Genomic DNA, 25,262 nt, shown 5'->3' with positions numbered 1-25,262 from the left:
CAGGGGCGTCCGGTTATCATCCCCCGACCCCACGCATGCGCCGAGCCTTGGCCCCGGAACAAGTCCGGGGAGTGTCCGGACTGTGGTGTCGGGTACGAGAGAGGAAGAGCCTCGGCCCCACCTCTCCCACCCGGACGCAAGAAGTCGTCGCGTGTCCCTGTCCGCTTCGAAGGCAAGGACACACGCCATCCGCCGGCGAACCGCACTGGCCCGCCGCCGTCTTTCTTTGAGGAACGCCCCTTAGTGGGCCGTCGCCAATTCCAGCTTGATGCCGGTCGGCTGTGGCTCGATCGGCTGCAGGGACTGCTTGTCCTCGCCAGCCCATACCGCCACGAGCATGAATTCCACCGCGTCCTCAGTGGCCTCCGGAGCGGCCGGCTCCGGCGTGGTCTCGGGAACCACCAGGCCCTGCTCGGCGACATAGAACGTGTGTTCGCCGAAGATTTCGCGGAGCTGGCCCATGGTCGGATTGTCTTCCGGCAACGGATCGGCCCCGGTCTGCCGCTGGACGGCAGCCGTCTGATCTGTGGTCAACTTCATAGGGATCCCCTTTCCAGTAGGGGGGTCGGACCAGGCATCGAGCTTACGCTTCGGTTCGGTCCATGGTTTCGGCTCTCGTCGACACCCGCCCCCAGGGTGACAGAGACAGCCGCGGATTTCAAATTGTGCGCCGCAAAAACGGGGAGGCCCTTCGACACGCTCCCTGCGGAAGCTGCTCAGGACGAGATCGATCAATTAAAAAACAGTCGTCATCCCGAACGTGTTTCGGGACCTTGTGCGCCCTCAGGCTGAAGGGAGGTCCCGAACCGAGTTCAGGATGACGATGGTAGGAGAATTGTAGCGAAAGCTTCGTCTCACCCGCCCCGCAGCCGTTTCTCGTGCTCGGCCAGAACCTGGCCCGCCCCCCAACCGGTGCCCCGCAGGGCCTTCAGGATCGCCACCAGATTGTCGTCGCGGATCTTCTCCAGGTCGCGCGGCGAGCGGCCGTCCGCCTGGGCGTCGGACTGTTCGGCGATGCGGTCCACCAGCTCCGGGGTCATCTCCGGGACGTCCATCAGCTTGGTCCAGGGCCAGGCCAGCGCCGGGCCGAACTGCTCCATGAAATGCCGCATGCCCAGCTCGCCGCCGGCGATGTGGAAGGTCTGGAACGTGCCCATCTGCGCCCAGCGCAGCCCGCAGCCGTAGCGGATGGCGTCGTCGATCTCCTCGGTCGTCGCCACCCCGTCCTTCACCAGCCACAGGGCCTCGCGCCACAGCGCCTCCATCAGCCGGTCGGCGACGAAGGCGTCGATCTCGACATTCAGGTGGAGCGGCTTCATACCCAGCTCGGTGTAGAGCGCCATCGCCCGCTCGACCACGGCAGGGTCGGTCTCCTTGCCGCCGACGATCTCGACCAGCGGCAGCAGATAGACCGGGTTGAACGGGTGGGCGACGATCAGCCGGCCGGGATGGGCCATGCCCTCCTGCAGCACCGACGGCCGGAAGCCGCTGGTGGACGAGGCGATGATGCCGTCGGCATTCGCCGCCTCGATCTCCTTGTAGGTCGCGTGCTTCACGTCGAGCCGCTCGGGCACCGCCTCGACGATCAGGTCGGCCCCGGTCACCGCCTCGGCGATCGAGCCGACCAGCGACCAGGCGCCCTTCGCCGGCCGCGGAGCGTCGATCAGGGCCGCCGCCGCGCGCTCCGCATTGTCGAGCACCGGAGCGATCTTCGCCTCGGCATTGGGAGCGGGATCGTAGACGGCGCACTCGACGCCGCTGTCGATCAGCCGGGCGAGCCAGCCGGAACCGATGACCCCGGCGCCGAGAATGGCGGCTTTCTTGGGAAGGGCGCTCACGATTTGGGCGCCCGCTTGGTCAGGCCGAGCTTGGCGCGAACCGCGTCCGGGCCGACGATCTTGGCCCCCATGTTCTCGACCACCGTGACCGCCTTCTCGACGAGCTGGGCGTTGGTCGCCAGCACGCCTCGCTCCAGATACAGGTTGTCCTCCAGTCCGACGCGGACATGGCCGCCGGCCAGGACCGAGGCGGCGGCATAGGGCATCTGATCGCGGCCGAGCGAGAAGGCGGAGAAGCTCCAGCCCTCGGGGATCGCGTTGACCATGGCCAGGAAGGTGTGCAGGTCGTTCGGCGCGCCCCAGGGAACGCCCATGCAGAGCTGCACCAGGGCCGGCCCGGTGATCACGCCCTCGGCCACGAGCTGCTTGGCGAGCCAGAGATGGCCGGTGTCGAAAGCCTCGATCTCCGGCTTCACGCCGAGCTCGGTCATCATGGTGCCCATGGCCCGCAGGGTGCCGGGCGTGTTCATCATGACGTAGTCGGCTTCCGCGAAGTTCATGGTGCCGCAGTCGATCGTGCAGATCTCCGGCAGGCACTCGCGGATATGGGCCATGCGCTCCGACGCGCCGGCGAGGTCCGTGCCCTTCTCGTTCAGCGGCAGCGGGCTTTCCACCGGCCCGTGGGTCAGGTCGCCGCCCATGCCGGTGGTCAGGTTCAGCACCACGTCCACCTCGGCATCCCGGATCCGGTCGGTCAGCTCGCGATACAGCGCCAGCTTGCGGCTCGGCGCACCCGTCTCCGGATCGCGCACGTGGCAGTGGACGACCGCCGCACCGGCCTTGGCCGCGTCGATCGCGCTCTCGGCGATCTGCTGCGGCGAGCGCGGCACGTGCGGGCTCTTGTCCTGGGTCCCGCCGGAGCCGGTGACGGCACAGGTGATGAACACCTCGCGATTCATGGCGAGCGACATGGTTGTCCTTTCTGTTTCCTGCTTGTGCAGCATTTCTCCTCGCCCGGGCGGGCCGATGCCTGCCCGGACAGATGGCGTGGCGCGAGCGCCCGAAACCGCCTCCCGATCCCGGCCGGAAGGCACCCGAAGACAGGCGTCAGCCCAACTCGAACGTGGTCACGCCATAGATTTTGGCGATGTCTAGCGCGGGTGCGGGGCCGGTGTACATCCTGGCGGTCTCGAAACCGGGGGTAAGCCCCAGCGCCTCGGCCAGGGCCACCGCCTGCGGGTTCGGTTCGGGCACGTCGAGATAGATCTCCGCCCCCATCCCGATTGCCGGCAGGAGATCCGCCAGCAGGGCCTCGGCGGTCGCCCGGTCCGGGGCGACCAGCGGGCCGATCTTCCAGCCGGACCGGCAGGGCCGCGCCACCGCGAACCCGACCAGCACGCCGTCGCGATACGCCGCGCGGGCCAGATGGCCGTCGGTGGAGAACCAGTCCTCGAGGAACGCCGGCCGATCGGCCGGAAAGACCGCCCGGTCCAGGGCCGCGACCTCGGCCCCGGCGGAGGAAACGGTGCGGACCTCGATTCCCGGCACGGCAGCCGGCACCGTGGTCACGGCGCCGCCGTAGCGGATGTTGCGATAGGCCAGGACGAAGCCGGAGCGCTTGTAGTTCTCCTGCTCCGCCACGACCCCGTCGAGGCCGACCAGCCGGTCGCCTGCATGGGCGATGCCGGCCTGCCAGAGTTTGTAGCCGTAGCCCTGACCGCGAAACTCGGGATGGGCGATGTAGAAGCCCAGGAAAGAGAAGGCTGGGTCGTAGTTCACCACCGAGATCGACGCGATGAGCCGACCGTCGAGATAACCGCCCAGAAATCCCTGAGGGTCGACCGCGGTGAAGCAGGCGGCGTCGCGGATGCCAGGATTCCAGCCCTCCGCCGCCGCCCAATCCACCGCCGTCGCCACGTCGGCGTCGCCCATCATGTCGATCCTGTAATCCCCCGCCATCAGGCGTCTCCCGGTTTGTGGTGTTCGTGCCAATGCCGGGCGATCTCGTCGCGCCGGCAGATCCAGACCCCGTCATGCTTGGCCACATGGTCGAGGAAGCGTTGCAGGGCCGCGAACCGGCCGGGTCGGCCGACCAGACGGCAATGCAGGCCGACCGACATCATCTTCGGCTGGTCCGCCCCCTCGGCGTAGAGCACGTCGAAGCTGTCGCGCAGATAGGCGAAGAACTGGTCGCCCGAGTTGAAGCCCTGGTTCACCGCGAAGCGCATGTCGTTGGCGTCGAGCGTATAGGGCACGATCAGGTGCGGTTTCCCGAATTCGTGGGTCCAGTACGGCAGCTCGTCGGCATAGCTGTCGCTGTCGTAGAGGAAGCCGCCATGCTCGACCACCAGCCGGCGGGTATTGGCGCTGCCGCGGCCGGTATACCAGCCCACGGGCCGCTGCCCGGTGGCGCGCTCGATGGCGGCGATCGCCAGGGACACGTGCTCGCGCTCGGTCTCCTCCGGCATGTTCAGATAGTCGATCCAGCGATAGCCGTGGCTCGCCACCTCCCAGCCCGCCTCGACCATGGCCGGGCCGACCTCGGTGTTGCGCTCCATCGCCATGCCGACGGCATAGACGGTCAGCGGCAGGTTGCGGCGGGTGAACTCCCGGTGGATCCGCCAGAACCCGGCGCGCGAGCCGAACTCGTAGACCGACTCCATGTTGAGGTTGCGCTGCCCCGGCCAGGGGGCGGCGCCGATCATCTCCGACAGAAAGGCTTCGGAGGCCGGGTCGCCATGCAGGATCGCGTTTTCCCCGCCCTCCTCGTAGTTCAGGACGATCTGCAGGGCGACGCGGGCACCGCCGGGCCATTTCGGATCGACCGGGTCGCGGCCGTAGCCGACCATGTCACGGGGATAGGGTGTGGTCATGCCATCGCCTCCTGCCGGTTCCGTCTGATTCTCGGCGGTGACTATAACCGGATGCCGGGAAGGGTCGCCATGGCGCAAGGCGTCAATAGTCGCCGCGCCCTCTTTAAAACCGTTCTAAACGAAATACCTATCTGCTCTCGCCATGGGTAGGAGCGACCGCAAGGTCATGGGTTCGATGCCGCATTCGACGGGTCAGGTCTCGCAACGGCTGCAGGGCGGCACGTTCGACTTCACCTCCTCCTACCTGAAGCAGCAGGGCGCCGTCTTCGCGCGGCACCAGAACCGGGATCCGGTCCTGCGGGTGGATTTCGGCGGCAACCACGCCACCGTTCCGCTCGCGACCGTGGCCTCCGCCGCCGATCTCGCCGAGGGCCATCCCGACATTGCGCTGCTGCACAAGGTGGGACCGGCCCTGCTGTATCGCGAGGAGATCGTCGCCGGCGACGGCATACCGACCGAGCTCGCCGACGGCCGCCCGTCCTGGCCCGTCTCGCCGAAGATCGCGCGCCGCGTCGAGCAGCGGATCCTCGAGATCCTGTGGGCCCGCAGCACCGGACGGGACACGGTGCCCGCCGAGGATGCGCCGGAGCTGATCGCCCGGCAGCTGATCGGGGTGGATTCTCGGCGCAATTCGCAGATCGTGGACCGCATCCGCGACCACATCGATGCCGCGGCCAGGGCCGTCCAACTCCGCGACGACGTTACCGGCTGCCAGCGCATGGTCGGCGACCTGGCGACCCTGGCGACGCAGCGCGACTCCTTCGCCGAGCAGGACAGGCTGCGGGACACCGCCCTCAAATTGCGCAACGTCATGGTCTGGGCGACGAAACGCACGATGCATCTCGACATGCTGACCAACGACATCAAGGGATCCCTGGTCGAGGAAGACCGGCTGGCGCGGCGGACCTGGCCGGCGATCAACGAATTGCGCGCCTGGACGCTGGATCTGGCCCCCGTGCGGCGCGCCTGGAACGCCACCGGGCGAAGCACCAGGGACATGCGGATCGCCGATATCGAGAAGCTGCACCGGCTGGTCTCGATCCGGTTCGGCGATTTCACCCCGTCAATCTATCGCCCGTCGCTGGACTCTGTCCCCGCCGAGCACAATGCGAAAGGAGGGCTCCGTGGCCATGGCGAATGACCATCAGACGAAGCAGACGGCCACGACCGACCTGGACACAGCCGATGCCGCGCACCCGGCGCAGCACAGTCGGCAGGAAGATCTCAGCCTCGACGCCATCGCCGCCTATCCGCTGCTGGCAAGCTGTCTGAAGGCCTGGGAGGCCGCCCGCGGAGAGGACGCCCTGCCGGCGTCGATGGAGGTGGGCGACGTTCCCGATGCGGTGCTCGACTACACCATGCTGCTGGACTACCTGCCCGCCGAGCGCGACGCCGCCGTGCGGATGGTCGGCAACTACATCGGCGAGAACGCCGCGTTCCAGGCCCATGGCATGACCGTGCGGGCCTTCTTCGAGGAACGGGATGCGGACGTGGTCACCGAAGCCCTGCGCCGCATCGCCGAGAGCCGGGCTCCGAGCCTCGCCCGGCGCAGCTTCGTGCCGATCGCCGGCGCGCCGATGAGCTATGTCCGGCTGATTCTGCCGCTCTCCGCCAACGGACAGGACGTGACGGGATTCTTCAAGACCATCGAACCCTCCACTCTCAAGGATACGGCCCCCTGATCTCGGGCCGATCAGGCCGCGGCGGAAACGGGGCGCCGCTTCAGCATGACCTCCCGCGCGTAGTCGGGATCGACCTCCAGATGAGCGAGCGCGTCGTCAAGCGTCTCGAAGATCGCGAACGTGATGTCGGTGTCGTTGAGATCGCGCAGGGCGTTCCAGAGCGGTATGAGCATGCGGGCCGTTGAAGAGTCGGACAGCAACGTGGCCCCCGCTCGGCGGTGCGATCCGATCGTCTTCAGCTGCTCGCTGCGGCGTCTATAGAGATCCTTGAGCCCCGCCAGGGTGGCGTCGGGTGCCTCGACATCCGATTCGAAGATCGTCAGGGTGACGAACTCGCCGTTCTGCGGGACCACTGAAACGGAGGCGATCTGGCTCTCGATCACCTCGTCCCGGGTCACCTTTCCGGAAAACCAGAACACAAGGAAATCGCCGGACTGGCTCGCCGCCCATGCAATCGGCATATTGAAACCCTTCCGGCGCAACCAGTCGCATATAAGTTTATTTAACTTAGCACATCTCCCTCAAATCAAGCCTGTCGTGCATGGCTTGCCTGTCGCGGTTACTCTTTGATCCGTCAGCACGATGGAGTTGCCAATGCCCGCCGCCGTCGCCTCTCTTCCGGTCGGTCAAAGCGAGAGCGCCCTGGCGATACTGGCCCGCGATGGCGCCGTCGGCTTTCCCGGATTGCTCGGGGCCGACACGGTGGACGCCCTGCGTGCCGGGCTGGCCGCGGCGGTTGAGGACTGCGCCACGATCATGCGGGCCAAAGGCATGGCGCCATCGGACGCCGGCATCGCCCATCATGTTCTCGCCAGCGACGACAGCTTTCCCGATCTGCTGGAGGATCTCCCCGCCGCCGACACGATCGAGACCTTCCTGGGCGGCAATTTCATTCTGAATTCCTTCGGCGGCCTGATGAACCGCCCGGCCGCCGCCGGCGCCTACCTGCACCGCTGGCACCGTGACCTGCGCGCCTTCGCCGCCGGCGACGAGATGCGGCTGATGATCAACATGCTCGTCACCCTGGACCCCTTCACCGCGGAGAACGGCGGCACCCTGCTGGATCTCGGCTCCCACCGGGTGGCCGCACGATCGGAGGGCGAGCGCCGGGTGGCAATCTACGAGGCGCCGGCCGGCAGCGTCCTGCTGTTCGATTCCCGGCTGCTCCATGCCGCCGGAGCCAACCGCTCCGGCGAGATCCGCCGGGCGCTGACGCTCACCTTCACGCCACCCTTCTTCAAACCACAGATGGACCATGTGAAGCAGCTCGGCGCCGACCGTGTCGCGGCGGCCAGCGAGGCCCTGAAACGCCGGCTCGGCTGGTACGCCCGCGTGCCCGAAAGCCTGGACGACTGGTACAATGCGCCGGAACACCGGTTCTACCGGGAAGACCGCTGAGGAACCCACATGACCGATGCCCGCCCGAAAGACATCGAGTTCGCCTACGTCAACGATCTGGTCAAGGACTACGACGAGTCGGAATTCGACGTGCGGATGCGCGGCTGGATGATGCGGGCGATGGAACCCTGGATGCCGTCGACCGGCGCCTGCCTACAGATGGGCTGCTACAAGGGCGACCTCACGGTTCTGCTGGAAGAGCGGTTCGGACAGATCGATGTGGTCGACGCCGCCGAGCGGTTTCTGGATGTCACCAGATCCCGACTGAAGAACCCGGGCACGTTCCACCAGACCCTGTTCGAGGATTTCGTCACCGACAAGCGGTACGATGCCGTTTTCCTGGTCCATGTACTCGAGCACGTGGTCGATCCGGTGGCGACGCTCGCCAGCATCGGCCGTCTTCTCGCCCCCGGCGGGCGGGCCTTCATCGTCGTGCCCAACGGCCACGCCGCCTCGCGCCGGATCGCCGTCGCCATGGGTCTGATCGAGCACTGCACCTCGCTCACCCCCAGCGACGTGAAGCACGGCCACCGGCGCACCTATGTGCTCGACACCCTGGAAAGCGACGCCCGCAAGGCCGGGCTGAAGGTCGCCCATCGCGGCGGAATCTTCTTCAAGCCGCTGGCCAATTTCCAGTTCGACGCGCTGTTCGGCGGCGAGGTGATGAGCGATGCGTATCTGGAGGGCTGCTTCCAGCTCGGCTTCACCTATCCGGACCTGACAGCCTCCATTTTCCTGGTGCTCGAGCGGGAATGAGCGTTTCGCTTCGGCCGCTGGAGGAGCGCGACCTCCGCCGCATCTACGACTGGCAGCGCGATCCCGCCCTCTACGAGCACCTCGTCGGCGACCGCCGCGAGGTCGGCTGGGACGAGGCGCGGGACTGGATGGTGCGGCACTGGCTGTCCCAGAGGATCGATCGACGATACGCGCTCTGCGCCGATGGGGAGATGGTCGGCTGCGTCTACCTGCTGGCGGTTCCGGACGGGGCGGGGGAGCGGGAATTCCACATCTTCATCGGCGATACGAGGCAGCGAGGGCGGGGCGTGGGCAAGCAGGCTCTAGCCGAGGCCCTGCGCATCGCCTTCGACGATCCGGACGTCTCCGCCGTGCGGCTGGAAGTCCTGGAGACCAATACCGCCGCGCGCCGGCTCTATTGCGACGCGGGCTTCGCGGAAACCGGACGCCGGCAAGTAGCCAAGCGCGGCGAAACGGTCGACGCAATCGCCATGGGGCTCAGCGCCGAGGATTACCGCGCGCGGTAGGCGGGGAAGAAACCGGTCGCGGAATCGGCGCCGCTGTCCCGCAACGCCGCCGCATATCCCTCCCGGTCGAGCACAAACCCGCTCAGCCAAGTTGCGCCCTCCGCATTGGCGAAGCCGCGCTTGAACCGGGCCAGCCCATGGTCGGGGTCGTCCGCCAGTCCCGGCGCACCGCCGAAGTCCAGCACTCGGCACTCCTCCAGCGTCTCGACCGCAGCGGCATAGAGCGCGTAGCTGGCGCCGACGGCGTAGCCGGCCTCGCTGGAGGCGCCGAGATGGTTGTGCGCCACCGTGCCGTCGCTCAGCCAGATCGACATCGCCACGACCTCCCCCGCCGCCCGGGCCGCAAGCACCACCGCCGCCGGATCGGCCGCCAGATGGGCGAAATGCCGGGCGCCGAGGCGGGCCCCCGCCTGGATCTCGTGGCGCTCGGCCAGATGGTCGTACAGCGCCGCCCAGGTCGCCATCGCCTGCGACAGTGCCACCCGCTCCACGATCACCTGGCGCCGGGCGCGGCGGATCTCGGCGCGGTGGTGCTTGGACGGTGCGAAGGGACCGATCTCCCGGTCGAGGAGGTAGTGGGTCTTCAGGCGGCGGTGAACATCCGCCGTCCGGGACAGAGCACCGGCATCAGGCGCGTTCAAGGGATCGGCGATCACGGTCAGGCTGATTGCCCCGGCGGCACGCAGGTCGGCAAGCCCGTCGTCCAGATCCGCATCCGCGGCGAACCCTCCCATGGGATAGGCGCTCACCGCGTCGCGCCCGGCACCGGACGGCAGCGGCCGCAGCAGCACGTGACCGCCCCAAAGGGAGACCACCTCGCCGCCCTCCCCCGCCAGGCTGTCCACATAGGACCGGCGGCCGTAGGGCCCGCTCATGCCAGCGCCTGCCGTACCCGGTCGGCCAGCCCGGTCATGTCTTCGGGACCGTAGCGGTGGTCCAGCGGCAGGGTCAGCATCCCGTCGCGCAGACGGGTCGCCACCGGATCGGCGGTCTCCGCCGCCCCAAGCGCGCGCCAATGCACCGCGCAGAACACCCCGTCGGCGGCAAGCCGAGCCGCGACCGCGTCCCGTCCGTCCGCCAGCAGCAGCGGATAGCCGAAGGGGGCCGCGCTGCCGCGAAGCCGCTCGACCACCGGCGCCGCATACCGGTCCAGCCGGGCGTCCAGAATTGCCAGATTCTCCCGCCGGCGCCGGGCCATGTCGTCCGGGGAGGCAGCCGCCAGAATACGACGTGTCCTGCCGCTCATGGCCAGGTCGGCGACGGCATGGTCCCGCTCGATCGCGACGTAGCGGCGGTAGGCCTCGGCGATGTGGTCGCGCGTGGCGGCGGCCGCCCGCGCTTCCGCAGCAGCGTCATGCTCAACGGGCGGCAGTGTCAGCGACGGCATGGGCAGTCCGGAGACCGGGCCCACCAGCAGCCCGCCCTCCGCCGTCCCCAGCAGTTTGCGGGGACTGAACAGGCGCCAAGCGCCGGGGATGTCGTCCTCGATAGGCACCGACAGCGCCTGGGCACGGTCCTCCAGCCAAGTCACGTCGGGTCGTCGGAGGGCGAGGTCGCGGAGCCGGCGGCAGACCGGCGCACCGAAATAGGCCACTGCGACCACCAGATCGCCCGGTGCCAGCGCGGCCTCGAAGGCTGCGTCGTCCAGATCCAGCACGGGGCCGACCCCGTAGCGCCGTATTGCGGGTCCGGCGCCCGCGTCCATATCGGCGCAGAGATAGGACGGCAGCCAGACGGTTCCGGGGGCAAGGCCGCGCACCAGATGGGCGAAGGCGCTGCGGGCGTTGTGGAACCCGAGCCAGTCTTCCCCCTGGGTCCACCGCGCGAGGACGCCGCCGTCGGCGCGCGGCCGGTCGGGCGGCTCCAGGCCGAAGAAGCCGCCGATGGTGGTGGCCTGCGCGGTCATGGCGGAATCAGCGGCCCGCCAGGGTGTCGCGGACGATGCCGGCGATCTCGAGGATCTCGTCGCGCTCCAGCCCCGGATAGCAGGGCAAGCCGATGCAGCGCTCCGCCAGCCAGTCGGTGACCGGCAGGAGATCCGAACTGAACCGGCGATAGGCGACCTGCTTGGCGATCCCCCCGCCCCACCAGCGCCGGGTACCGACGCCGCGCTCGGCGAGCGCCTCGTCAAAACCGGGCGGCAGGGGATCCTCGCGGGCGATCATGATGGTGGAGGATGCATAGTCGTCACCCGCGCCGGGTAGCAGGCGGATCCGGTTATCGGCGGCGAAGCCGTCGCGATAGGCCTTGGCGATGTCGTCGAAGATCCGCCGGGCCTGCGGCCAGGCGTCAAGGGCGGCCAGGGTCACGGCGGCGTGGTACTCGCTCATCTTGCCGTTGATCGCGCGGCTCTGCGCCACCCGATCTCCGAAGAACCCGAAATTGATGCATTTTCGGATTTCGTTGACGAGGTCAACGTCGGTGGACACCGCGAAGCCGCCCTCGCCCGCCGCCAGCACCTTGGTCGCGTGCAGGCTGAACACGGCCGGGCTGGCGCCAACCTCCCCCTTGTCGAATGCGGCGGCGGCGTCGATCACGACCGCAAGCCCGGTGCGGCGGGAGAAGGCGTCCCAAGCCGCCATGTCGTAAGGCCGGCCGAACGGGGAGACCGGCACCACGGCGACCGGCTCCCCCGGGATACGCGCCAGGGCATTTTCGACCGATTGCGGCGTCAGCGACCAGGAGTCCTCGTCGACATCCAGCAGATAGGGCTCCAGCCCCGCGGCCAGCACGGCATGCAGCGTCGCGACGAACGTCCAGGCCGGCAGCAGGCAATAGGCGGCTCCGTCGTTCACGTTGCGCTTGCGTGCCCGCGCCTCGGCCTGCAGGGCCGCAGTGAGTCCGGCGGTTGCGTTCGAGACCGTCGTCACGCAAGCCGGGTCGATGCCGTACCTTTCGGCGAGCCTGGCTTCGACCGTGCCGGCGAGGGGACCGAAATTCGAATAGTACTGGTTCTCGTCGATCTGCCGCAGATAGGGCAGGATCGCATCGGCGGTTGCAAGTCGGGGACGCGCGACGGGAAAACGCAACATCATCATCGTTCTCTTGGAACTTTGTGTCGTGGTAGACACGGTGATCACTCCGGTCGACACCGCTAAATCTAGCCGGTTTCTCGGGCCGCCGCCCCAAGAAGGATCGCTACTTGAAGGAAGATGTCTGGTGAGCGGAACCGCGCTGCCCATCGCCAGTGTCGCCAGACGGCTACAAAGCCGCCTGAATGAGGGCCGCCTGGCCGAGGCCGCCGTCGATCTGCGGCGGCTCGTTCTGGCGATGCCCGACTCCGTCGGCCCTCTTCAACTTCTGGCGGCGATCGAGGGGCGAATCGGCCTCCTTGAAGCGGCCGGACGCCATTTCCGCCAGGTCTTCGCGCTCGATCCGTACACAATGGAGCATGTGCTCCAGGCCATCGCTCTGCCGCCGGAGGCAGGCATTCCGCCGCAGCGCATCCGGCGTGCGCTGGCGGCGCAGCCCGATCTGGCGCGGGCCTACGCCGTCCTGGCGGCGGCGCCGCTCGGCTCGCCCGGGGACAACGGGGTCCGGGCCGCCATCCTGGCGCCGGTGGAACCCGCCTATCTCGTCCTCGCCGGGGTTTGCCGGCTCGCCAGGGACGAGATCGAGCGCGCGGAAGATCTCGCCCGGCGCGCCTCGGTGATCAACCCGATGGCCCATGAGGCGACGCTGGTTCTGGCGGAGGTTCACCGATCTCTCGGCCATCCCGAGCGGGCCCTGGCCCTGGCGCGCCGCGCCCTGGCGACCGCCCCCCACGATCCGAAGGCCTGGGTTACCGGCGCCGTCAGCGCCTACCGGCTGTCGAACTTCGACGAAGCACGGCACATGGCCGAGGCGGCGTCCATCCTGCGGCCGCGCGATGCAGGCCACGCCGCCCGAGCCGCGACCCTGCTGCCGCATATCACCATGTCCGAAGACGAGATGTGGCAGATCCGGGCACGGATCCGCGATCTGTGCACGCGGGAGGGCTTCGCCCCGATCCGGGATCCGATCCAGGAGGTGGGCACGGTCCCTTTCGCGCTCGGCTATCACGGCATCAACGACCGGGATCTGCTCATGGATCTCTGCGCCTTCTACCGGCGCACCTGCCCGATGCTGACGATGACGGCGCCCCATATCGGCCGGCGCCGGCGGCCGGGAAAGCGCCGGGTCGCCTTCGTGTCGGAGTTCTTCCGCGATCACTCGATCTACAACATGACCGAGGGTCATCTGCGGATGATCGACCGGGACGAGATCGACGTGACGGTGGTACAGATCGGGACGCTGCCGCCGCCGATGCATGACAAGATCGCGCGCTTGGTGGACCGAGTCGTCGTCCTCCCATCCGTGCTGGAGACCGTCCGTGCCCGGCTGGCCGAGATGGAACTGGACAGCATCGTCTTCGCCGATATCGGCATGACGGCGATGAGTTACTTCCTGCCCTTCGCCCGGCTGGCTCCTCAGCAGATTGTGCTGCCGGGACATCCGGTGACCACCGGCATCGACACGGTGGACCAGTTCTTCACCTCGGCCTGGATGGAGCCGGACAACTGTCGCGACCACTATTCGGAGACGCCGGTCCTGGTGGACGGTCTGGCCATCGCCTATGCCGAAGAGCGGACCCGGCACACGCCCGTTTCCCGAAGCGAAGTCGGCCTTCCGGAGAGCGGCGCGATCTATCTCTGCGGCCAGACGCCGTTGAAGATGCACCCGGCTTTCGACCGGATGCTGGGGGACATCCTGGAGCAGGATCCGGCCGGCACCCTCGCGCTGTTCGACGCGCCGGGTGTCTACAGCAACATGACCAAGGGGCTACTCGAGAGGCTGGCGCGCGCCAACGCGGACCGGCCGCGGATCATGGATCAGATCCGTCTGCTGCCGCGCCTGCCGCTGGACCGCTATCTCGGGGTGATGCTGCAGGCCGACGTCGTGCTCGATACCCTTCACTTCAACGGCGGCAACACCTCGATGCAGAGTCTGGCGCTCGGCCAGCCGCTGGTGACCTATCCGACAGACATGATGCGGGGGCGCGTGACGCTGTCCCCGCTGATCGCCATGGGGATGCGCTCGGATCTCGAAGCCACCTCCGCAGAGGACTACGTGGCCCGATGCCTGGACATCGCCCGAGACCGGGAGAGGACGGAGGATCTGCGGCGCCAGCTGACCGCCGCGGCGCCGGCGCTGATCGATTCCGACATCGCCCCGCGTGCCCTGTCCCAGCTTATTCTCGACGCCGAGGCCTGAGCCGGAGGCGACCCCGCGCTGCCGATGCCCGTGGCGACGATTCTCAAATTGAATTGCTCCCGGACAAACCTCCGCGCATACTGGTAAAAAGCACCGGATAGCGTCGTGACGGACTGCTCGGCGCGCCAGAACGGCCAGATTTTTGGGGGACATGATGCGGCGATCTCTTTCAGTTTCCAGCTTGGCGCTTGTCGCCCTTCTGAGCGTTGCCCGACCGGCCTCCGCCGACACCACGACCACCCTGGCGCAGACCTTCGCGCTCACCTTGGCCGGCACGATCATCGGCGCCTATGGCCTGCCCTACGTGCTGCCGGCCGTGGCCCCGGCCGTCGGCTCCGCCTATGCCGCCACGGCGGGTGCGGTGAACGGCGCGCTGACCCCGGTCTTCTCCGCACCGGCGACGGTCGCGGCCGGATACACGGCGACGGCGGGCGCCATCGACGGCGCGCTGACCACCGCCGGCACCTACACCGTCTTGCAGCCGCGGCTGGTCGGTGCCGTCACCGGCATGGCCCTCGGCCTGATCAGCGGGCTGTACATCTTCTCCGAGCCGGCTCCCGACAAGGTGGCCACCGGCCCGATGGAAACCACCAACACGGTTGTCATGCTGCAACAGTAGTATCGGCCCATCGGACAGGTTGTCCGATGGGTTCTTTCGTGATTCCCACTCAACTTTGTGGAGTTAAACCCATGCTCCGCATAAGCCTAAACGGTACTATGCGACACGGCCAGGCGGCGGCCGCCGCCCTGTCCTTCTGCGTCTGGTCAATGCCGGCGCTGGCGCTTGAGGTCGGAGAAACGCTGACCGGCTACGCCGAACTGCAGGGACGCCAGGTGCCCCTGCCGGAGGGTGAGTGGGTCGTGGCCGGTCTCGGAAACAACACCATCGTCTCCGGGGTGGCCGGCGCCTATGGCACCATCGAGAACGCGGTTCTGCTGCAGTTCAACGGCGACAAGGCCCGCGGGATCGTCGAGATCAACACCAACACCATTTCCGTGACGGAAGGCTGGGGCACCACGGATGCCTGCCTGCGCGACGGCGTGCTGGCCAAGCTGAACCTGTACCGAACCGCCGTGGACGGCTTCTGCTATTTCGTGACCGAGACCGCCCAGCCCGTCACCGGAGGCACGGACGCCTGGAAGGCGGCGAAAGCCTTCACCGCAGAGCGCGGCTACGCCATGCCGCAGGAGTGGTTGACCGTCGGCTTCCGCCTGTCGAACCGCCACGACATTCTCGACGCCCGGTACCATTTCGACGGGCTGGAGCTCGGCACCCTGGCCCCCTCGATGACCACCTGGTCGCCGGAGACGGTGGTGACGGATCCGGACAAGTACGCGGTCGTGAACGACCTGAACGCCTGGGCGGGCCTCACCTCGGAGCTGTTCGAGAGCGGCCTGCGCGGCCGGCTGGCGGAGAAGCTGCACGGCCGGTCCGTGCCCCAGCCTCTGGCGGTGCTCGAGACCGGCACCATCGACCCGAGCGCCGTCGGCAGGGCCAGCAAGGCCGCCCGCAAGCGGGCACTGCAGGAGCTCGCCGCCGAGGGGGTGATCCGCGAGGACGACCTGGCCAGCTATTTTGCGGCGGTGGACAACACAGCACCGCCGCCGACGCTGGAGAACTATTACCAGACCCTCGTCGCCAAGATGATCTCGTTCAACCTGTTTCGGGTCTCGGTCGACTATCTGCTGGCCTACATCGTGACCGTGAGTGCGGCGGTTTCCGGCTACATCACGGCGTCCATCGTGGTGACCCATTCCATGGCGCAGATCGCCAACGATCTGGCCTGGGATTCCTATATCGCCGGTCAACGCAAGGACGGCTCGGAACTGGTGGAGTTCGACTACATCGAACGTCCGGTGGAGACGAAGTCATGATCGGCCCGACCTTCTCCCGCATTGCCGGCCTGCTGCTCGCCGCCGCGGCGCTGATACCGGCTCCCGCCGCCGCGATCGCCGTCGGCGACACGGTGAACGACGTGCTGCGCATCTCCGGCAAGGACGTCCCGCTGCCCTCCGGACCGCACACGGTGGCCGCGATCGGCTTTGCCCAGATCTCCCAGCCGGCCTACGGCCCCCAGGTCAATCCCGAGGATTACGGTCCGATCCGTCATATCACCCTGGTGCGCGCCGAGGACGGCATCGTCGCCGACACGGTCGAAATCGTGGTCAACACCCTGCCCCATCCCGATGGCTGGGGCATTGCCAGCGACTGCGCGCGTAGTGACGTCTACGCCACCCTGACCCGGTACAAGAGCGGATGGGACGTCTCCTGCATGTGGGTGCAGCCCGCCTCCTCCACCGGATTCGGGGAGAAGACACGGCCGGTGGACGACGCGGTGGTGAGCTACGCGCTCGCCCGGGATCTGGTCGTCCCGCCGCTCTTCGTGGAGGCCGGGTTCCGGGTCGCCAACCGCTACGACGCGGTGAACGTCCGATACCAGTTCGCCGCCATGGACAACGGGGTGGCGATCACCGGATCGGAGATGGACTCCTGGCTGCCCGCCAACATCGCCGACGCGCCCGAGCCGCTGGCCAAGGTCCAGTCGGTCGCCGCCTGGGCCAGTTCGATCTATCCCGCCGTGGAACAGGGGCTGCGCATGCCCCTGGCCAGCGGGTCGAGCTTCGCCAGCCCGTTCGACGATGTGATCTTCACCGGCAAGGTGACCGACCGGGCCCAGCGCCTCGCCCAACTGGAGGTGATGCGGGAATCCGGCACGGTCAGCCTTGAGGAATACGCCCGCCAGAAGGCGATCATCGATGCCGAAATCGAGCCGAAGGTGGAGAACGCCTGGACCCATGCGACGGTGGCTGGGTACAAGGCCTTCACCTATCGGGTGGTGGTGACGACGATCAATGCCGGGATCGACTACATCTTCATCGGCCAACCCTTCGCGGCCGGCGTGCTGGTGATCCTGCAGGTCGTGGTGAACACGACGAAGTTCTTCTTCCACGAGGTGATGTGGCAGGAACTGTTCGGCGTCGGTCCGCTGCAGCGCGAGAACCCGCGGGTGATGGATTTCGTGCCGGCCAGGGCTGTTTAATCGCTCAAGCACTCTCCGGCCCAGTGCCGGGGAGTGGCTGAGAGATACAGAGTCGGACGCGTCTACGCGTCGACCCCGAAGGCCAGAACCCGGCTGATATGGGACAGCGGGCGGCCCGATTGCGCGGCCCAGGCGTTGAACGCCGCCTGCACCGCGGCCACGTCCCTGCGCGAGGTCGGCTCCTTGTCGACCACGCCCTCGCGGATCAATGCCGTCACCACGTCTTCCGACAAGACGTAGCCGTCGCGGCCCATGAACCGCATGGCGATCGCCCCGACCCGGCCGCCGAGGCGCGACCCGCGCTTCTTCAGCATCTCCAGCAGCCCGGCATAATCCTCGGCAGGCCACTCGGCGAAGCACTTCGCGGCCGATCCGTATTCGGCGGCCAGATCCTGCAGGAAGGCGGCGTTCTCGCGGACCGAGCGGATCTTCGCGCCGTTGCGCACGATCCTTGTGTCGGACACCAGGGCGTCCAAATCCTCGTCGCTCATCAAAGCGCAGCGGCCCACGTCGAAGCCCCAGAAGGCAGCCTCAAAGCCGTCCCACTTGGCGTCGATGACCTTCCAGTTGAACCCGGACTGGAAGATCCGCCGGGTCATGTCGGAGAGCCACCGTTCGTCCGGGATGGCCGCCAGCTCGGCCGCGCTCTTCGGCGTCCCCAGCAGCGCCTCGAGCGCCGCGTCGCCGCCCTTGCGGGCGGCGGCACGGGCGTAGAGGTCGTCGAAGGATGCGGTCATCGCACCCGTCTCCCGGTTCCGGCGTCAGGTCGCCGTGAAGTTGGGGGCCCGCTTCTCCATGAAGGCGGTGCGGCCTTCCTTGTAGTCGTTGCTGCCGAAGCACTTGCGCACCGCCTCGTCCGGCTGGGACAGGTCCCAGTCGCCCTGCGGCTTGGCGAGCTCGATCAGCGACGCCTTCACCGCCTGGACGGACAGCGGGGCGTTGCCGGCGATCCGGTCGGCCATCGACCACAGCACGTCGTCGAGCTCTGCCTTCGGCACCACCCGGTTCACCAGGCCCATGATCCGGGCCTCCTCGGCGTCGAACTGGCGGGCGGTGTAGAAGATCTCGGCGACGAACTGCGGGCCGACAATGTCGTACAGTCGGCGCACGCCCTCGAAGGCATAGCCGATGCCGAGCTTGGCGGCCGGCACGGCGAAGCGCGAGTCGTCGGAGCAGACGCGGATATCGGCGTCCAGCGCAATGGCGAGGCCGCCGCCGATGCAGTAGCCGTTGATCCGCGCGATGGTCGGCTTGCGCAGGTTCTGGACGGTGTCGTGGAAGTCGGCAACCGCCTCGTTATAGACCTCGATATGCTCGACCGAGGACCGCTCGTTCTCGAACTTCGAGATGTCGGCGCCGGCCACGAAGGCCTTGTCGCCGGCACCGGTGAGCACGACGCAGCGGATCTCGTCATCCTCGGCGAAGGTGGCGACCGCCTCGCGGCCCTCGCGCCACATGTCGAGCGACATGGCGTTGTGCTTGGCGGGGTTGTTGAAGGTCACCACGCCGACGCGCCCGCGGCGCTCGACGAGAAGACGGTTTTCGGAGGCTTCGGCTGTAGCCATGGTCTGGGGAACTCCTGCGTTCTGTCTGTTCGGATGAAGTTAGATCACGGAGCGGGCGCGCAAGTCCGCGATCTCCGCCTCGCTGTAGCCATGCTCGGCCAGGATCTCATCGGTCTGCTCGCCCGGATCCGGCGGATAGACGACGATCTCGCTCGGCGTGCGCGACATCTTGATCGGCTGGGCCACCAGGTCGATCCGGCGGCCGACATTGGGGGAGTCCACCCCGCGCTGCATGCCGAGATGCTGGATCTGCGGGTCCTGGAAGACCTTGTCGATGGTGTTGATCGGCCCGGCCGGAACGCCGGCCTCGTTGAACAGGTCGACCCACTCCTCCGACGATTTGTTCCGCGTCACCTCGTCGATGATCGCGTTCAGGGCGTGGCGGTTGGCCGAGCGCAGCTCGCCGGTGGAATAGTCCGGATGATCGGTCAGGTCGTCGCGGCCGATGGCCGTGCAGAACCGCTTCCAGATCGCCTGGCCGGCGACGGCGATGTTGATGTGGCCGTCGGTGGTGGTGAACACGCCGGTCGGGATCGAGGTCGGATGATCGTTGCCCGCCTGCTTGGGCACGTTGCCGTCCATGGTCCAGCGCGCGGCCTGGAAGTCGAGCATGAAGGTCATGGCCTGCAGCAGCGAGGTCTGCACCCACTGGCCTTTGCCGCTCTCGCCGCGCTCCAGCAGGGCGATGAAGATGCCGATGGAGGCGAACAGGCCGGCGGTGAGGTCGGCGACCGGGATGCCGGCGCGCACGGGGCCCTGGCCGACAAGGCCGGTGATGCTCATCAGCCCGCCCATGCCCTGGGCGATCTGGTCGAAGCCCGGGCGCTTCTCGTACGGGCCGTCCTGGCCGAAACCGGAGATCGAGGCGTAGACGATGCGGGGATTGATCGCCGACAGCGCCTCGTAATCGATGCCGAGGCGGGTCTTCACGTCGGGGCGGAAGTTCTCCACCACCACGTCGGCGCTCTCCACCAGCTTCTTCAGGACCGCGACACCGTCCGGGTCCTTCAGGTTCAGCGAGATCGCCCGCTTGTTGCGGTGCAGGTTCTGGAAATCCGAGCCATGGCGCTTGCCGCCGAGCTGGTTGCCGCCTTCGAGCGCCTCCGGCAGTTCCACCTTGATGACATTGGCGCCCCAGTCGGCGAGCTGGCGGACGCAGGTCGGCCCGGACCGGACGCGGGTCAGGTCGAGCACCTTGATGTGCTTCAAAGCGTCTGAAGCGGGCGTGAACGGCATTTATTTTCCTCCCTGTGAGCGCGGGCAGACTAGACGACACCGGCAGGTGCGCCAATCCTCGCAATAAACGTCATGCGGCGGAGTGTCGCAGCGCCCATATGGACTCGAAACCGCCGCCCACCGTTCCCATATCCGTTTCAAGGCCAGTCAAAGAGCCATGATCTGGTCGGGAGTTTACTCCCGGACTGCCTCGGAAGCGGCATCGCACCCTCCCCTCCCCCCGCAGATGCGGTGCCGCTTCCACCGGTTTTTTCCCCGCTCCCTGCAATCCGTGAAATCGCCCGCGTCCCGCGCTATAGAGGATCGATGGCCGATTTCTCCACAGCACCCGCCCCCCTGACCGCCTCCGAGCTCGCGGTGATCCGCGGCGGACGCCCGGTATTCGCCGGGCTGTCCCTGGCGCTGGACGTCGGCGGCGCCCTACGGCTGGCCGGTCCGAACGGCGGCGGCAAGAGCACCGTCCTGCGGGTCGTCGCCGGACTGCTGGCGCCGCTGCGGGGTCGGGTGAACTGGAACGGCGCGCCGATCGGCGACGATCCGGCCGCCCACGGCCGTCGCATCGCCTATCTGGGCCATGCGGACGCGCTGAAATCGGCGCTGACGGCGCGCGAGAATGCCGAAACCCTGTTGGCGGTCGCCGGACGGCGCTCCCAGGAAACCCTGGATCGGGCCTTCGCCCTGCTCGACCTGGAGCGGCTGGCCGATCTGCCGGCCGGATGGCTGTCGGCCGGCCAGCGCCGCCGGGTCGCCCTGGCCCGGGTCGTCGCCTCAGGGGCGCCGCTCTGGCTGCTGGACGAACCGACGGTCGGCCTCGATGCCGCCTCGGTCGCCGCGCTCGAGCGGGCCATCGCCGGCCACCGATCCGCCGGCGGCATGGTGATCGCCGCCACCCACATCGCCCTCGACCTCGGACCGGGCGATGCGACCCTGGACCCGGGCGCCTTCGCCTGGAGGCCCGATGCCTTCGACGAGATGTCGCAAGAGGGCCTGGTGTGAGACCGTTTCTCGCCGTCGTCGCCCGCGACCTGCGCCTCGCCCGGCGCCAGGGCACCGATATCGCGATGACCCTCGCCTTCTTTGTGGTCGTGGTCGCCCTGTTCCCGCTCGGCCTCGGCCCGACGCCGGAACTGCTGTCCCGGATCGCGCCGGCGGTGCTCTGGGTCACCGCCCTGCTCGCCGCGATGCTCTCCTTCGACCGGCTGTTCCAGCAGGATTCCGAAGACGGGGGGCTCGAGCAGCTCGCCCTGTCCGGCCTGCCCCTGTCGCTGCTGGCCCTGGCCAAGGCCTGCGCCCATTGGCTGACGACCGGGCTGCCGATGCTGGTGCTGGCGCCGCTGCTGGCCGTGAGCCTGAACCTCGCCGCCGATGCTTACTGGACCCTGGTCGCCACCCTGGCGATCGGCACGCCGGTGGTCAGCCTGTTCGGCACGGTGGGCGCCGCGCTGGTCGTCGGGGCGCGGCGGGCCGGCGTCCTGGTGGCGCTGATCGTCCTGCCCCTGCTGATCCCGGTACTGATCTTCGCGGTGTCCGCGGTGGAAGCGTCCGGCGCCGGGCTGTCGGTTCGGGTGCATCTGCTGTTTCTTGGCGCGATCCTGGCCGCCTCCATCCCGCTGGCGCCGCTTGCCGCGGGTGCCGCCTTGCGCCAGGCGCTCGACTGAGCGATATCCACCCCATGCACCGCTTCGCCAACCCGACCCGGTTCTTCCGCATCGCCAACGCCCTCCTGCCGGTTCTGGGGGCGGTGTCGGCCGGCCTGTTCGCCGCCGGCCTGTATTACGCGCTGTTCGACAGCCCCGCCGATTACCAGCAAGGCGAGACGGTGCGGATCATGTATGTGCACGTGCCGGCGGCCTGGGCGGCCCTGGCCTGCTACGCGACCATGGCGCTGGCCGGCGCGTCCTTCCTGATCTGGAAGCATATCCTGGCGGATCTCGCGGCCCGGGCGGCCGCACCCATCGGCGCGGGCTTCACCCTGATCTCGCTCGCCACGGGGTCGCTCTGGGGTCAGCCGATGTGGGGCACCTGGTGGGTCTGGGACGCCCGGCTGACCTCCGTGCTGATCCTGTTCTTCCTGTATCTGGGCTATATCGCGCTGGTGAACGCCTTCGACGACCAGGACCGGGGCGGACGGGCCGGGGCGGTGCTGGCGCTGGTCGGCGCGGTCAACCTGCCGATCATCAAGTTCTCCGTCGACTGGTGGAACACCCTGCACCAGCCGGCCAGCGTGCTGCGCATGGACGGACCGTCCATCGCCCCGGAAATGCTGCTGCCGCTGATGCTGATGGCGAGCGCGTATTTCTCGCTGTTCGGTGTGATGATGATCCTCCGGCTGCGCAGCCTCTATGCCGGACGCCGCCTGCGCCAGATGCGGCTTGCCGCGGCGGCCCGTTAACCCACATTCCTGTCGCCCCGTGATGCGATTGGCCGCACGGCGCAGGCCGCCGTCACGCTTGGCGTAGCGGGTCTGACGCCTTAGGTTTGACGGACAAGGGTGCGCAGGGACCCGTGAGTGACAGACCGGGGAGAACCGGGCGTGGACTATTTCTCGATGGGTGGATACGCGGCATATGTCTGGCCGTCCTACGGCATCGCCGCGCTCGTGCTGATCGGCCTCCTGATCCATTCCTGGACTGGTGCCCGCCGCCAAGAGGCGGAAGTGGCCCGTCTGCGCGAGCTCGGCGCCGATATCCGTCGACGCGCCGGCGAAGACCGGGCGGAGGACGGACGATGACCCGCAAGAACCAGCGCATCGCCATGATCGTCGGCGGCCTCGCCTTTCTCGGCATCGCCGCCGGGCTGGTGCTGACCGCATTCGAGGACAGCGTCGTCTTCTTCTTCAGTCCGACCGACCTGCAGGCGCAGCCGACCGATCCGGAGCGGCGCATCCGCATCGGCGGCCTCGTGGAAAGCGGCTCGGTCGAGCGCGGGCCCGCCGACGCGGAGATCCGGTTCGTGGTGACCGACGGCAATACCAGCCTGCCGGTGCGCTATGTGGGCATCCTGCCCGACCTGTTCCGCGAGGGTCAGGGCATCGTCGCCCAGGGGCGCCTGCGGGACGCCGTTTTCCAGGCCGACGAAGTCCTGGCCAAGCACGACGAGACCTACATGCCCAAGGAGGTCGCCGACGCGCTGAAGAAACAGGGTCACTGGAAGGAGGGCGATCCGCCGCCCGGCACGGCTGCTCCCGGGACCGCCCCGAACGCCGGAGGCGACTCTTGATCGCCGAGCTCGGCCATCTGGCCCTGGCCGCCGCCCTGGTCGTCGCGGTGTTCCAGACGGTCGTGCCGCTCTACGGCGCAGCGCGGCGTGATTCCACCTTGATGGAGATGGCGCAGCCGGCCGCCCTGGTGCAGTTCGCCGCCCTGATCTTTGCCTTCGGCGCACTGACTCACGCCTTTGTGACCTCCGACTTTTCGGTCTCCAACGTGGCCGAGAACTCCCATTCCCTGAAGCCGATGCTCTACAAGGTCTCGGGCGTGTGGGGGAACCACGAGGGCTCGATGCTGCTCTGGGTGCTGATCCTGTCGCTGTTCGGCGCGGCGGTGGCGGCCTTCGGCGGCAACCTGCCGGAAAGCCTGCGGGCGCGGACCATCGCGATCCAGGGCCTGATCGGCATCGGCTTCCTGGCCTTCATCCTGTTCACCTCCAACCCCTTCGAGCGGGTGATCCCGGCGCCGATCGACGGCCGCGGACTGAACCCCCTGCTGCAGGATATCGGCCTCGCCCTGCATCCGCCGATGCTCTACCTCGGCTATGTCGGGCTCTCGACCACCTTCTCCTTCGCCGTGGCCGCCCTGCTGGAAGGTCGCGTCGATCCGTCCTGGGCGCGCTGGGTGCGGCCCTGGACCCTGGCCGCCTGGGTGGCCCTGACCGCCGGCATCACGCTGGGCTCGGGCTGGGCCTATTACGAACTCGGCTGGGGCGGCTGGTGGTTCTGGGATCCCGTGGAGAACGCCAGCTTCATGCCCTGGCTGGCGGCGACCGCCCTGCTGCACTCCGCCATCGTGGTGGAGAAGCGCGACGCCCTGAAGAGCTGGACCATCCTGCTGGCCCTGATCGCCTTCGCCCTGTCGCTGCTCGGGACCTTCCTGGTCCGCTCCGGCGTGCTGACCAGCGTCCATGCCTTCGCGGTCGATCCGGAGCGCGGCATGTTCATCCTGGTTCTGCTCGCCATCGCCATCGGCGGCTCCTTCGCGCTCTACGCGTGGCGCGCGCCGACGATGGAGGGGGGCGGCGTGTTCCGCCCGATCAGCCGCGAGGGCGGGCTGGTGCTGAACAACCTGCTCAACGCCACCGGCGCCGCCACGGTCCTGATCGGCACCCTCTATCCGCTGGCGCTGGAGACCGTGACCGGCGAGAAGGTTTCCGTCGGCCCGCCGTTCTTCGAGGCGACGTTCGTGCCGCTGATGGTGCCGCTGATCATCGCGCTCGGCATCGGCCCGATGCTGGCCTGGAAGCGCGGCGATCTGGCCGGCGCCCTGCACAATCTCTGGGCCGCGGCCATCATCGCGATCTGCGTCGGCATGGCGCTGGCCTGGCTCCAGGGCGCGCCGGTCGGGGCCGCCCTGGGCATGGCGCTTGCCGCGTGGCTGGCAATCGCCGTGCTCACCGAATGGGCCGACCGGGTCCGCCTGTTCCGGGTGCCGCTGTCCTCCTCCCTGTCCCGCGCCGCCGGTCTGCCGCGCTCCGCATACGGCATGACCCTCGCCCATTTCGGGCTGGCGGTGTTCATCGTCGGCGCGGTCGGTGAGACCTATTTCAGCGCCGAGGTCGTGCGCTACGCGGCACCGGGCGACAAGGTTGAGATCGCCGGCCATACCCTCACCTTCGAGGGGGTCACCGAGCGCGCCGGTCCGAACTTCAACGCCCAGGTCGGCAGTTTCGTTCTGGAAGACGGCCATCGTCTGGAATCCGAACGCCGCTTCTTCCCGGCCGAGGGCCAGCAGACGACGGAGGCCGCGATCCGGGTGCGACCGGCCGGCGACCTCTACACCGTGCTCGGCGAGCCGGCCGACGGGGATCGCTGGACCATCCGCGTCTACTACAAGACCCTGGTGATGTGGATCTGGGTCGGCGGCTTCCTGATGTCGCTGGGCGGGCTGGTGTCGCTGGCCGACCGGCGCCTGCGCGTCGGCGCCCCGGCGCCGCGCCGCGCCCGGATGGATCTCGCCGCAGCCGGCGGAGACGACTGAACC

The 25,262-nt window shown here is 68.2% G+C and carries 27 protein-coding genes; 15 read left to right on the top strand and 12 right to left on the bottom strand.

The window, feature by feature from the left end; genetic code table 11:
- Positions 1-240: 240 nt before the first annotated feature.
- From T8K17_RS07850 to puuE, 5 genes are all read right to left on the bottom strand, one after another.
- On the bottom strand, positions 241-540 hold the full coding sequence (locus tag T8K17_RS07850) for a hypothetical protein (protein ID WP_322333941.1): 300 nt from the start codon (positions 538-540) through the stop codon (positions 241-243).
- A 314-nt stretch (positions 541-854) separates the two neighbouring features.
- Entirely contained in the window at positions 855-1,838 is a 984-nt protein-coding gene (locus tag T8K17_RS07845; RefSeq protein WP_322333940.1) for a 3-hydroxyacyl-CoA dehydrogenase NAD-binding domain-containing protein, read from the bottom strand.
- On the bottom strand, positions 1,835-2,749 hold the full coding sequence (locus tag T8K17_RS07840) for a 3-keto-5-aminohexanoate cleavage protein (RefSeq protein WP_322333939.1): 915 nt from the start codon (positions 2,747-2,749) through the stop codon (positions 1,835-1,837). The genes T8K17_RS07845 and T8K17_RS07840 overlap by 4 nt, the downstream gene beginning before the upstream one ends.
- A gap of 136 nt (positions 2,750-2,885) precedes the next feature.
- Positions 2,886-3,737, bottom strand: coding sequence for a GNAT family N-acetyltransferase (locus tag T8K17_RS07835; protein WP_322333938.1), 852 nt, complete (start codon positions 3,735-3,737; stop codon positions 2,886-2,888).
- Positions 3,737-4,651 (bottom strand): allantoinase PuuE, encoded by a 915-nt coding sequence (gene puuE / locus T8K17_RS07830; RefSeq protein ID WP_322333937.1) that lies wholly within the window; start codon positions 4,649-4,651, stop codon positions 3,737-3,739. The genes T8K17_RS07835 and puuE overlap by 1 nt, the downstream gene beginning before the upstream one ends.
- A 142-nt stretch (positions 4,652-4,793) precedes the next feature.
- Between puuE and T8K17_RS07825 the strand changes: the two genes are divergently transcribed.
- Entirely contained in the window at positions 4,794-5,792 is a 999-nt protein-coding gene (locus T8K17_RS07825; protein ID WP_322333936.1) for a hypothetical protein, read from the top strand.
- Positions 5,782-6,333, top strand: coding sequence for a PAS domain-containing protein (locus tag T8K17_RS07820; protein WP_322333935.1), 552 nt, complete (start codon positions 5,782-5,784; stop codon positions 6,331-6,333). The genes T8K17_RS07825 and T8K17_RS07820 overlap by 11 nt, the downstream gene beginning before the upstream one ends.
- Positions 6,334-6,344: 11 nt before the next feature.
- Here T8K17_RS07820 and T8K17_RS07815 read toward each other — a convergent pair whose 3' ends face one another.
- Positions 6,345-6,752, bottom strand: coding sequence for a hypothetical protein (locus tag T8K17_RS07815; protein WP_322333934.1), 408 nt, complete (start codon positions 6,750-6,752; stop codon positions 6,345-6,347).
- 175 nt (positions 6,753-6,927) lie between these two features.
- Between T8K17_RS07815 and T8K17_RS07810 the strand changes: the two genes are divergently transcribed.
- From T8K17_RS07810 to T8K17_RS07800, 3 genes are read left to right on the top strand one after another with little or no spacing between them, the layout of a single operon-like run.
- Positions 6,928-7,731, top strand: a complete 804-nt coding sequence (locus tag T8K17_RS07810) for a phytanoyl-CoA dioxygenase family protein (RefSeq protein WP_322333933.1) — start codon at positions 6,928-6,930, stop codon at positions 7,729-7,731.
- A gap of 9 nt (positions 7,732-7,740) precedes the next feature.
- On the top strand, positions 7,741-8,487 hold the full coding sequence (locus T8K17_RS07805; protein WP_322333932.1) for a class I SAM-dependent methyltransferase: 747 nt from the start codon (positions 7,741-7,743) through the stop codon (positions 8,485-8,487).
- Positions 8,484-8,993 carry a GNAT family protein gene (locus tag T8K17_RS07800; RefSeq protein WP_322333931.1) on the top strand — a complete coding sequence of 170 codons (510 nt, stop codon included), beginning with the start codon at positions 8,484-8,486 and terminating at the stop codon, positions 8,991-8,993. Before T8K17_RS07805 ends, T8K17_RS07800 begins: the two co-directional genes overlap by 4 nt.
- On the opposite strand, the gene T8K17_RS07795 is transcribed toward T8K17_RS07800, so the two are convergent.
- Genes T8K17_RS07795 through T8K17_RS07785 form a run of 3 tightly spaced genes read right to left on the bottom strand, consistent with a single transcriptional unit; the run spans position 8,978 to position 12,025 of the window.
- Positions 8,978-9,868: a GNAT family N-acetyltransferase gene (locus T8K17_RS07795; RefSeq protein ID WP_322333930.1), complete on the bottom strand. Its 891-nt coding sequence runs from the start codon at positions 9,866-9,868 to the stop codon at positions 8,978-8,980. The genes T8K17_RS07800 and T8K17_RS07795 overlap by 16 nt on opposite strands.
- A complete protein-coding gene (locus T8K17_RS07790) occupies positions 9,865-10,899 on the bottom strand; it encodes a hypothetical protein (RefSeq protein WP_322333929.1) in 1,035 nt (344 codons plus the stop codon). Before T8K17_RS07790 ends, T8K17_RS07795 begins: the two co-directional genes overlap by 4 nt.
- 7 nt (positions 10,900-10,906) lie before the next feature.
- On the bottom strand, positions 10,907-12,025 hold the full coding sequence (locus T8K17_RS07785; RefSeq protein WP_322333928.1) for a DegT/DnrJ/EryC1/StrS family aminotransferase: 1,119 nt from the start codon (positions 12,023-12,025) through the stop codon (positions 10,907-10,909).
- Between the two features lie 127 nt (positions 12,026-12,152).
- On the opposite strand from T8K17_RS07785, the gene T8K17_RS07780 reads away from it, so the two are divergent.
- From T8K17_RS07780 to T8K17_RS07765, 4 genes are all read left to right on the top strand, one after another.
- Complete coding sequence (locus tag T8K17_RS07780) at positions 12,153-14,225, top strand: CDC27 family protein (protein ID WP_322333927.1); 2,073 nt, start codon at positions 12,153-12,155, stop codon at positions 14,223-14,225.
- Between the two features lie 154 nt (positions 14,226-14,379).
- The gene (locus tag T8K17_RS07775) at positions 14,380-14,844 is read left to right on the top strand and encodes a hypothetical protein (protein WP_322333926.1); all 465 of its coding nucleotides are present in this window, start codon (positions 14,380-14,382) and stop codon (positions 14,842-14,844) included.
- A 98-nt stretch (positions 14,845-14,942) separates the two neighbouring features.
- Entirely contained in the window at positions 14,943-16,100 is a 1,158-nt protein-coding gene (locus tag T8K17_RS07770) for a hypothetical protein (RefSeq protein WP_322333925.1), read from the top strand.
- On the top strand, positions 16,097-17,266 hold the full coding sequence (locus T8K17_RS07765) for a DUF2061 domain-containing protein (RefSeq protein WP_322333924.1): 1,170 nt from the start codon (positions 16,097-16,099) through the stop codon (positions 17,264-17,266). The genes T8K17_RS07770 and T8K17_RS07765 overlap by 4 nt, the downstream gene beginning before the upstream one ends.
- A gap of 62 nt (positions 17,267-17,328) precedes the next feature.
- Here the strand turns inward: T8K17_RS07765 and T8K17_RS07760 are convergent, their stop codons facing one another.
- The 3 genes from T8K17_RS07760 to T8K17_RS07750 are packed head-to-tail and all read right to left on the bottom strand — an operon-like array spanning position 17,329 to position 20,067.
- A complete protein-coding gene (locus T8K17_RS07760) occupies positions 17,329-18,003 on the bottom strand; it encodes a DNA-3-methyladenine glycosylase I (RefSeq protein ID WP_322333923.1) in 675 nt (224 codons plus the stop codon).
- A 24-nt stretch (positions 18,004-18,027) separates the two neighbouring features.
- On the bottom strand, positions 18,028-18,831 hold the full coding sequence (locus T8K17_RS07755) for an enoyl-CoA hydratase (RefSeq protein ID WP_322333922.1): 804 nt from the start codon (positions 18,829-18,831) through the stop codon (positions 18,028-18,030).
- A gap of 39 nt (positions 18,832-18,870) precedes the next feature.
- Positions 18,871-20,067 (bottom strand): CaiB/BaiF CoA-transferase family protein, encoded by a 1,197-nt coding sequence (locus T8K17_RS07750; RefSeq protein WP_322333921.1) that lies wholly within the window; start codon positions 20,065-20,067, stop codon positions 18,871-18,873.
- A gap of 306 nt (positions 20,068-20,373) precedes the next feature.
- On the opposite strand from T8K17_RS07750, the gene ccmA reads away from it, so the two are divergent.
- The 6 genes from ccmA (at position 20,374) to T8K17_RS07720 (ending at position 25,259) form a co-directional block, all read left to right on the top strand.
- On the top strand, positions 20,374-21,063 hold the full coding sequence (ccmA, locus tag T8K17_RS07745; protein WP_322333920.1) for a heme ABC exporter ATP-binding protein CcmA: 690 nt from the start codon (positions 20,374-20,376) through the stop codon (positions 21,061-21,063).
- On the top strand, positions 21,060-21,725 hold the full coding sequence (gene ccmB, locus T8K17_RS07740) for a heme exporter protein CcmB (RefSeq protein WP_322333919.1): 666 nt from the start codon (positions 21,060-21,062) through the stop codon (positions 21,723-21,725). The genes ccmA and ccmB overlap by 4 nt, the downstream gene beginning before the upstream one ends.
- 14 nt (positions 21,726-21,739) lie before the next feature.
- Positions 21,740-22,459, top strand: coding sequence for a heme ABC transporter permease (locus tag T8K17_RS07735; protein WP_322333918.1), 720 nt, complete (start codon positions 21,740-21,742; stop codon positions 22,457-22,459).
- Between the two features lie 141 nt (positions 22,460-22,600).
- Positions 22,601-22,798, top strand: coding sequence for a heme exporter protein CcmD (gene ccmD, locus T8K17_RS07730; RefSeq protein WP_322333917.1), 198 nt, complete (start codon positions 22,601-22,603; stop codon positions 22,796-22,798).
- Positions 22,795-23,286, top strand: a complete 492-nt coding sequence (gene ccmE / locus T8K17_RS07725; protein ID WP_322333916.1) for a cytochrome c maturation protein CcmE — start codon at positions 22,795-22,797, stop codon at positions 23,284-23,286. The genes ccmD and ccmE overlap by 4 nt, the downstream gene beginning before the upstream one ends.
- Positions 23,283-25,259, top strand: a complete 1,977-nt coding sequence (locus T8K17_RS07720; protein WP_322333915.1) for a heme lyase CcmF/NrfE family subunit — start codon at positions 23,283-23,285, stop codon at positions 25,257-25,259. The genes ccmE and T8K17_RS07720 overlap by 4 nt, the downstream gene beginning before the upstream one ends.
- Positions 25,260-25,262: the final 3 nt, after the last annotated feature.

Source organism: Thalassobaculum sp. OXR-137 (assembly GCF_034377285.1).
Taxonomy (GTDB): Bacteria; Pseudomonadota; Alphaproteobacteria; order Thalassobaculales; family Thalassobaculaceae; genus Thalassobaculum.
This window is presented reverse-complemented; position numbering and strand designations above follow the sequence as displayed.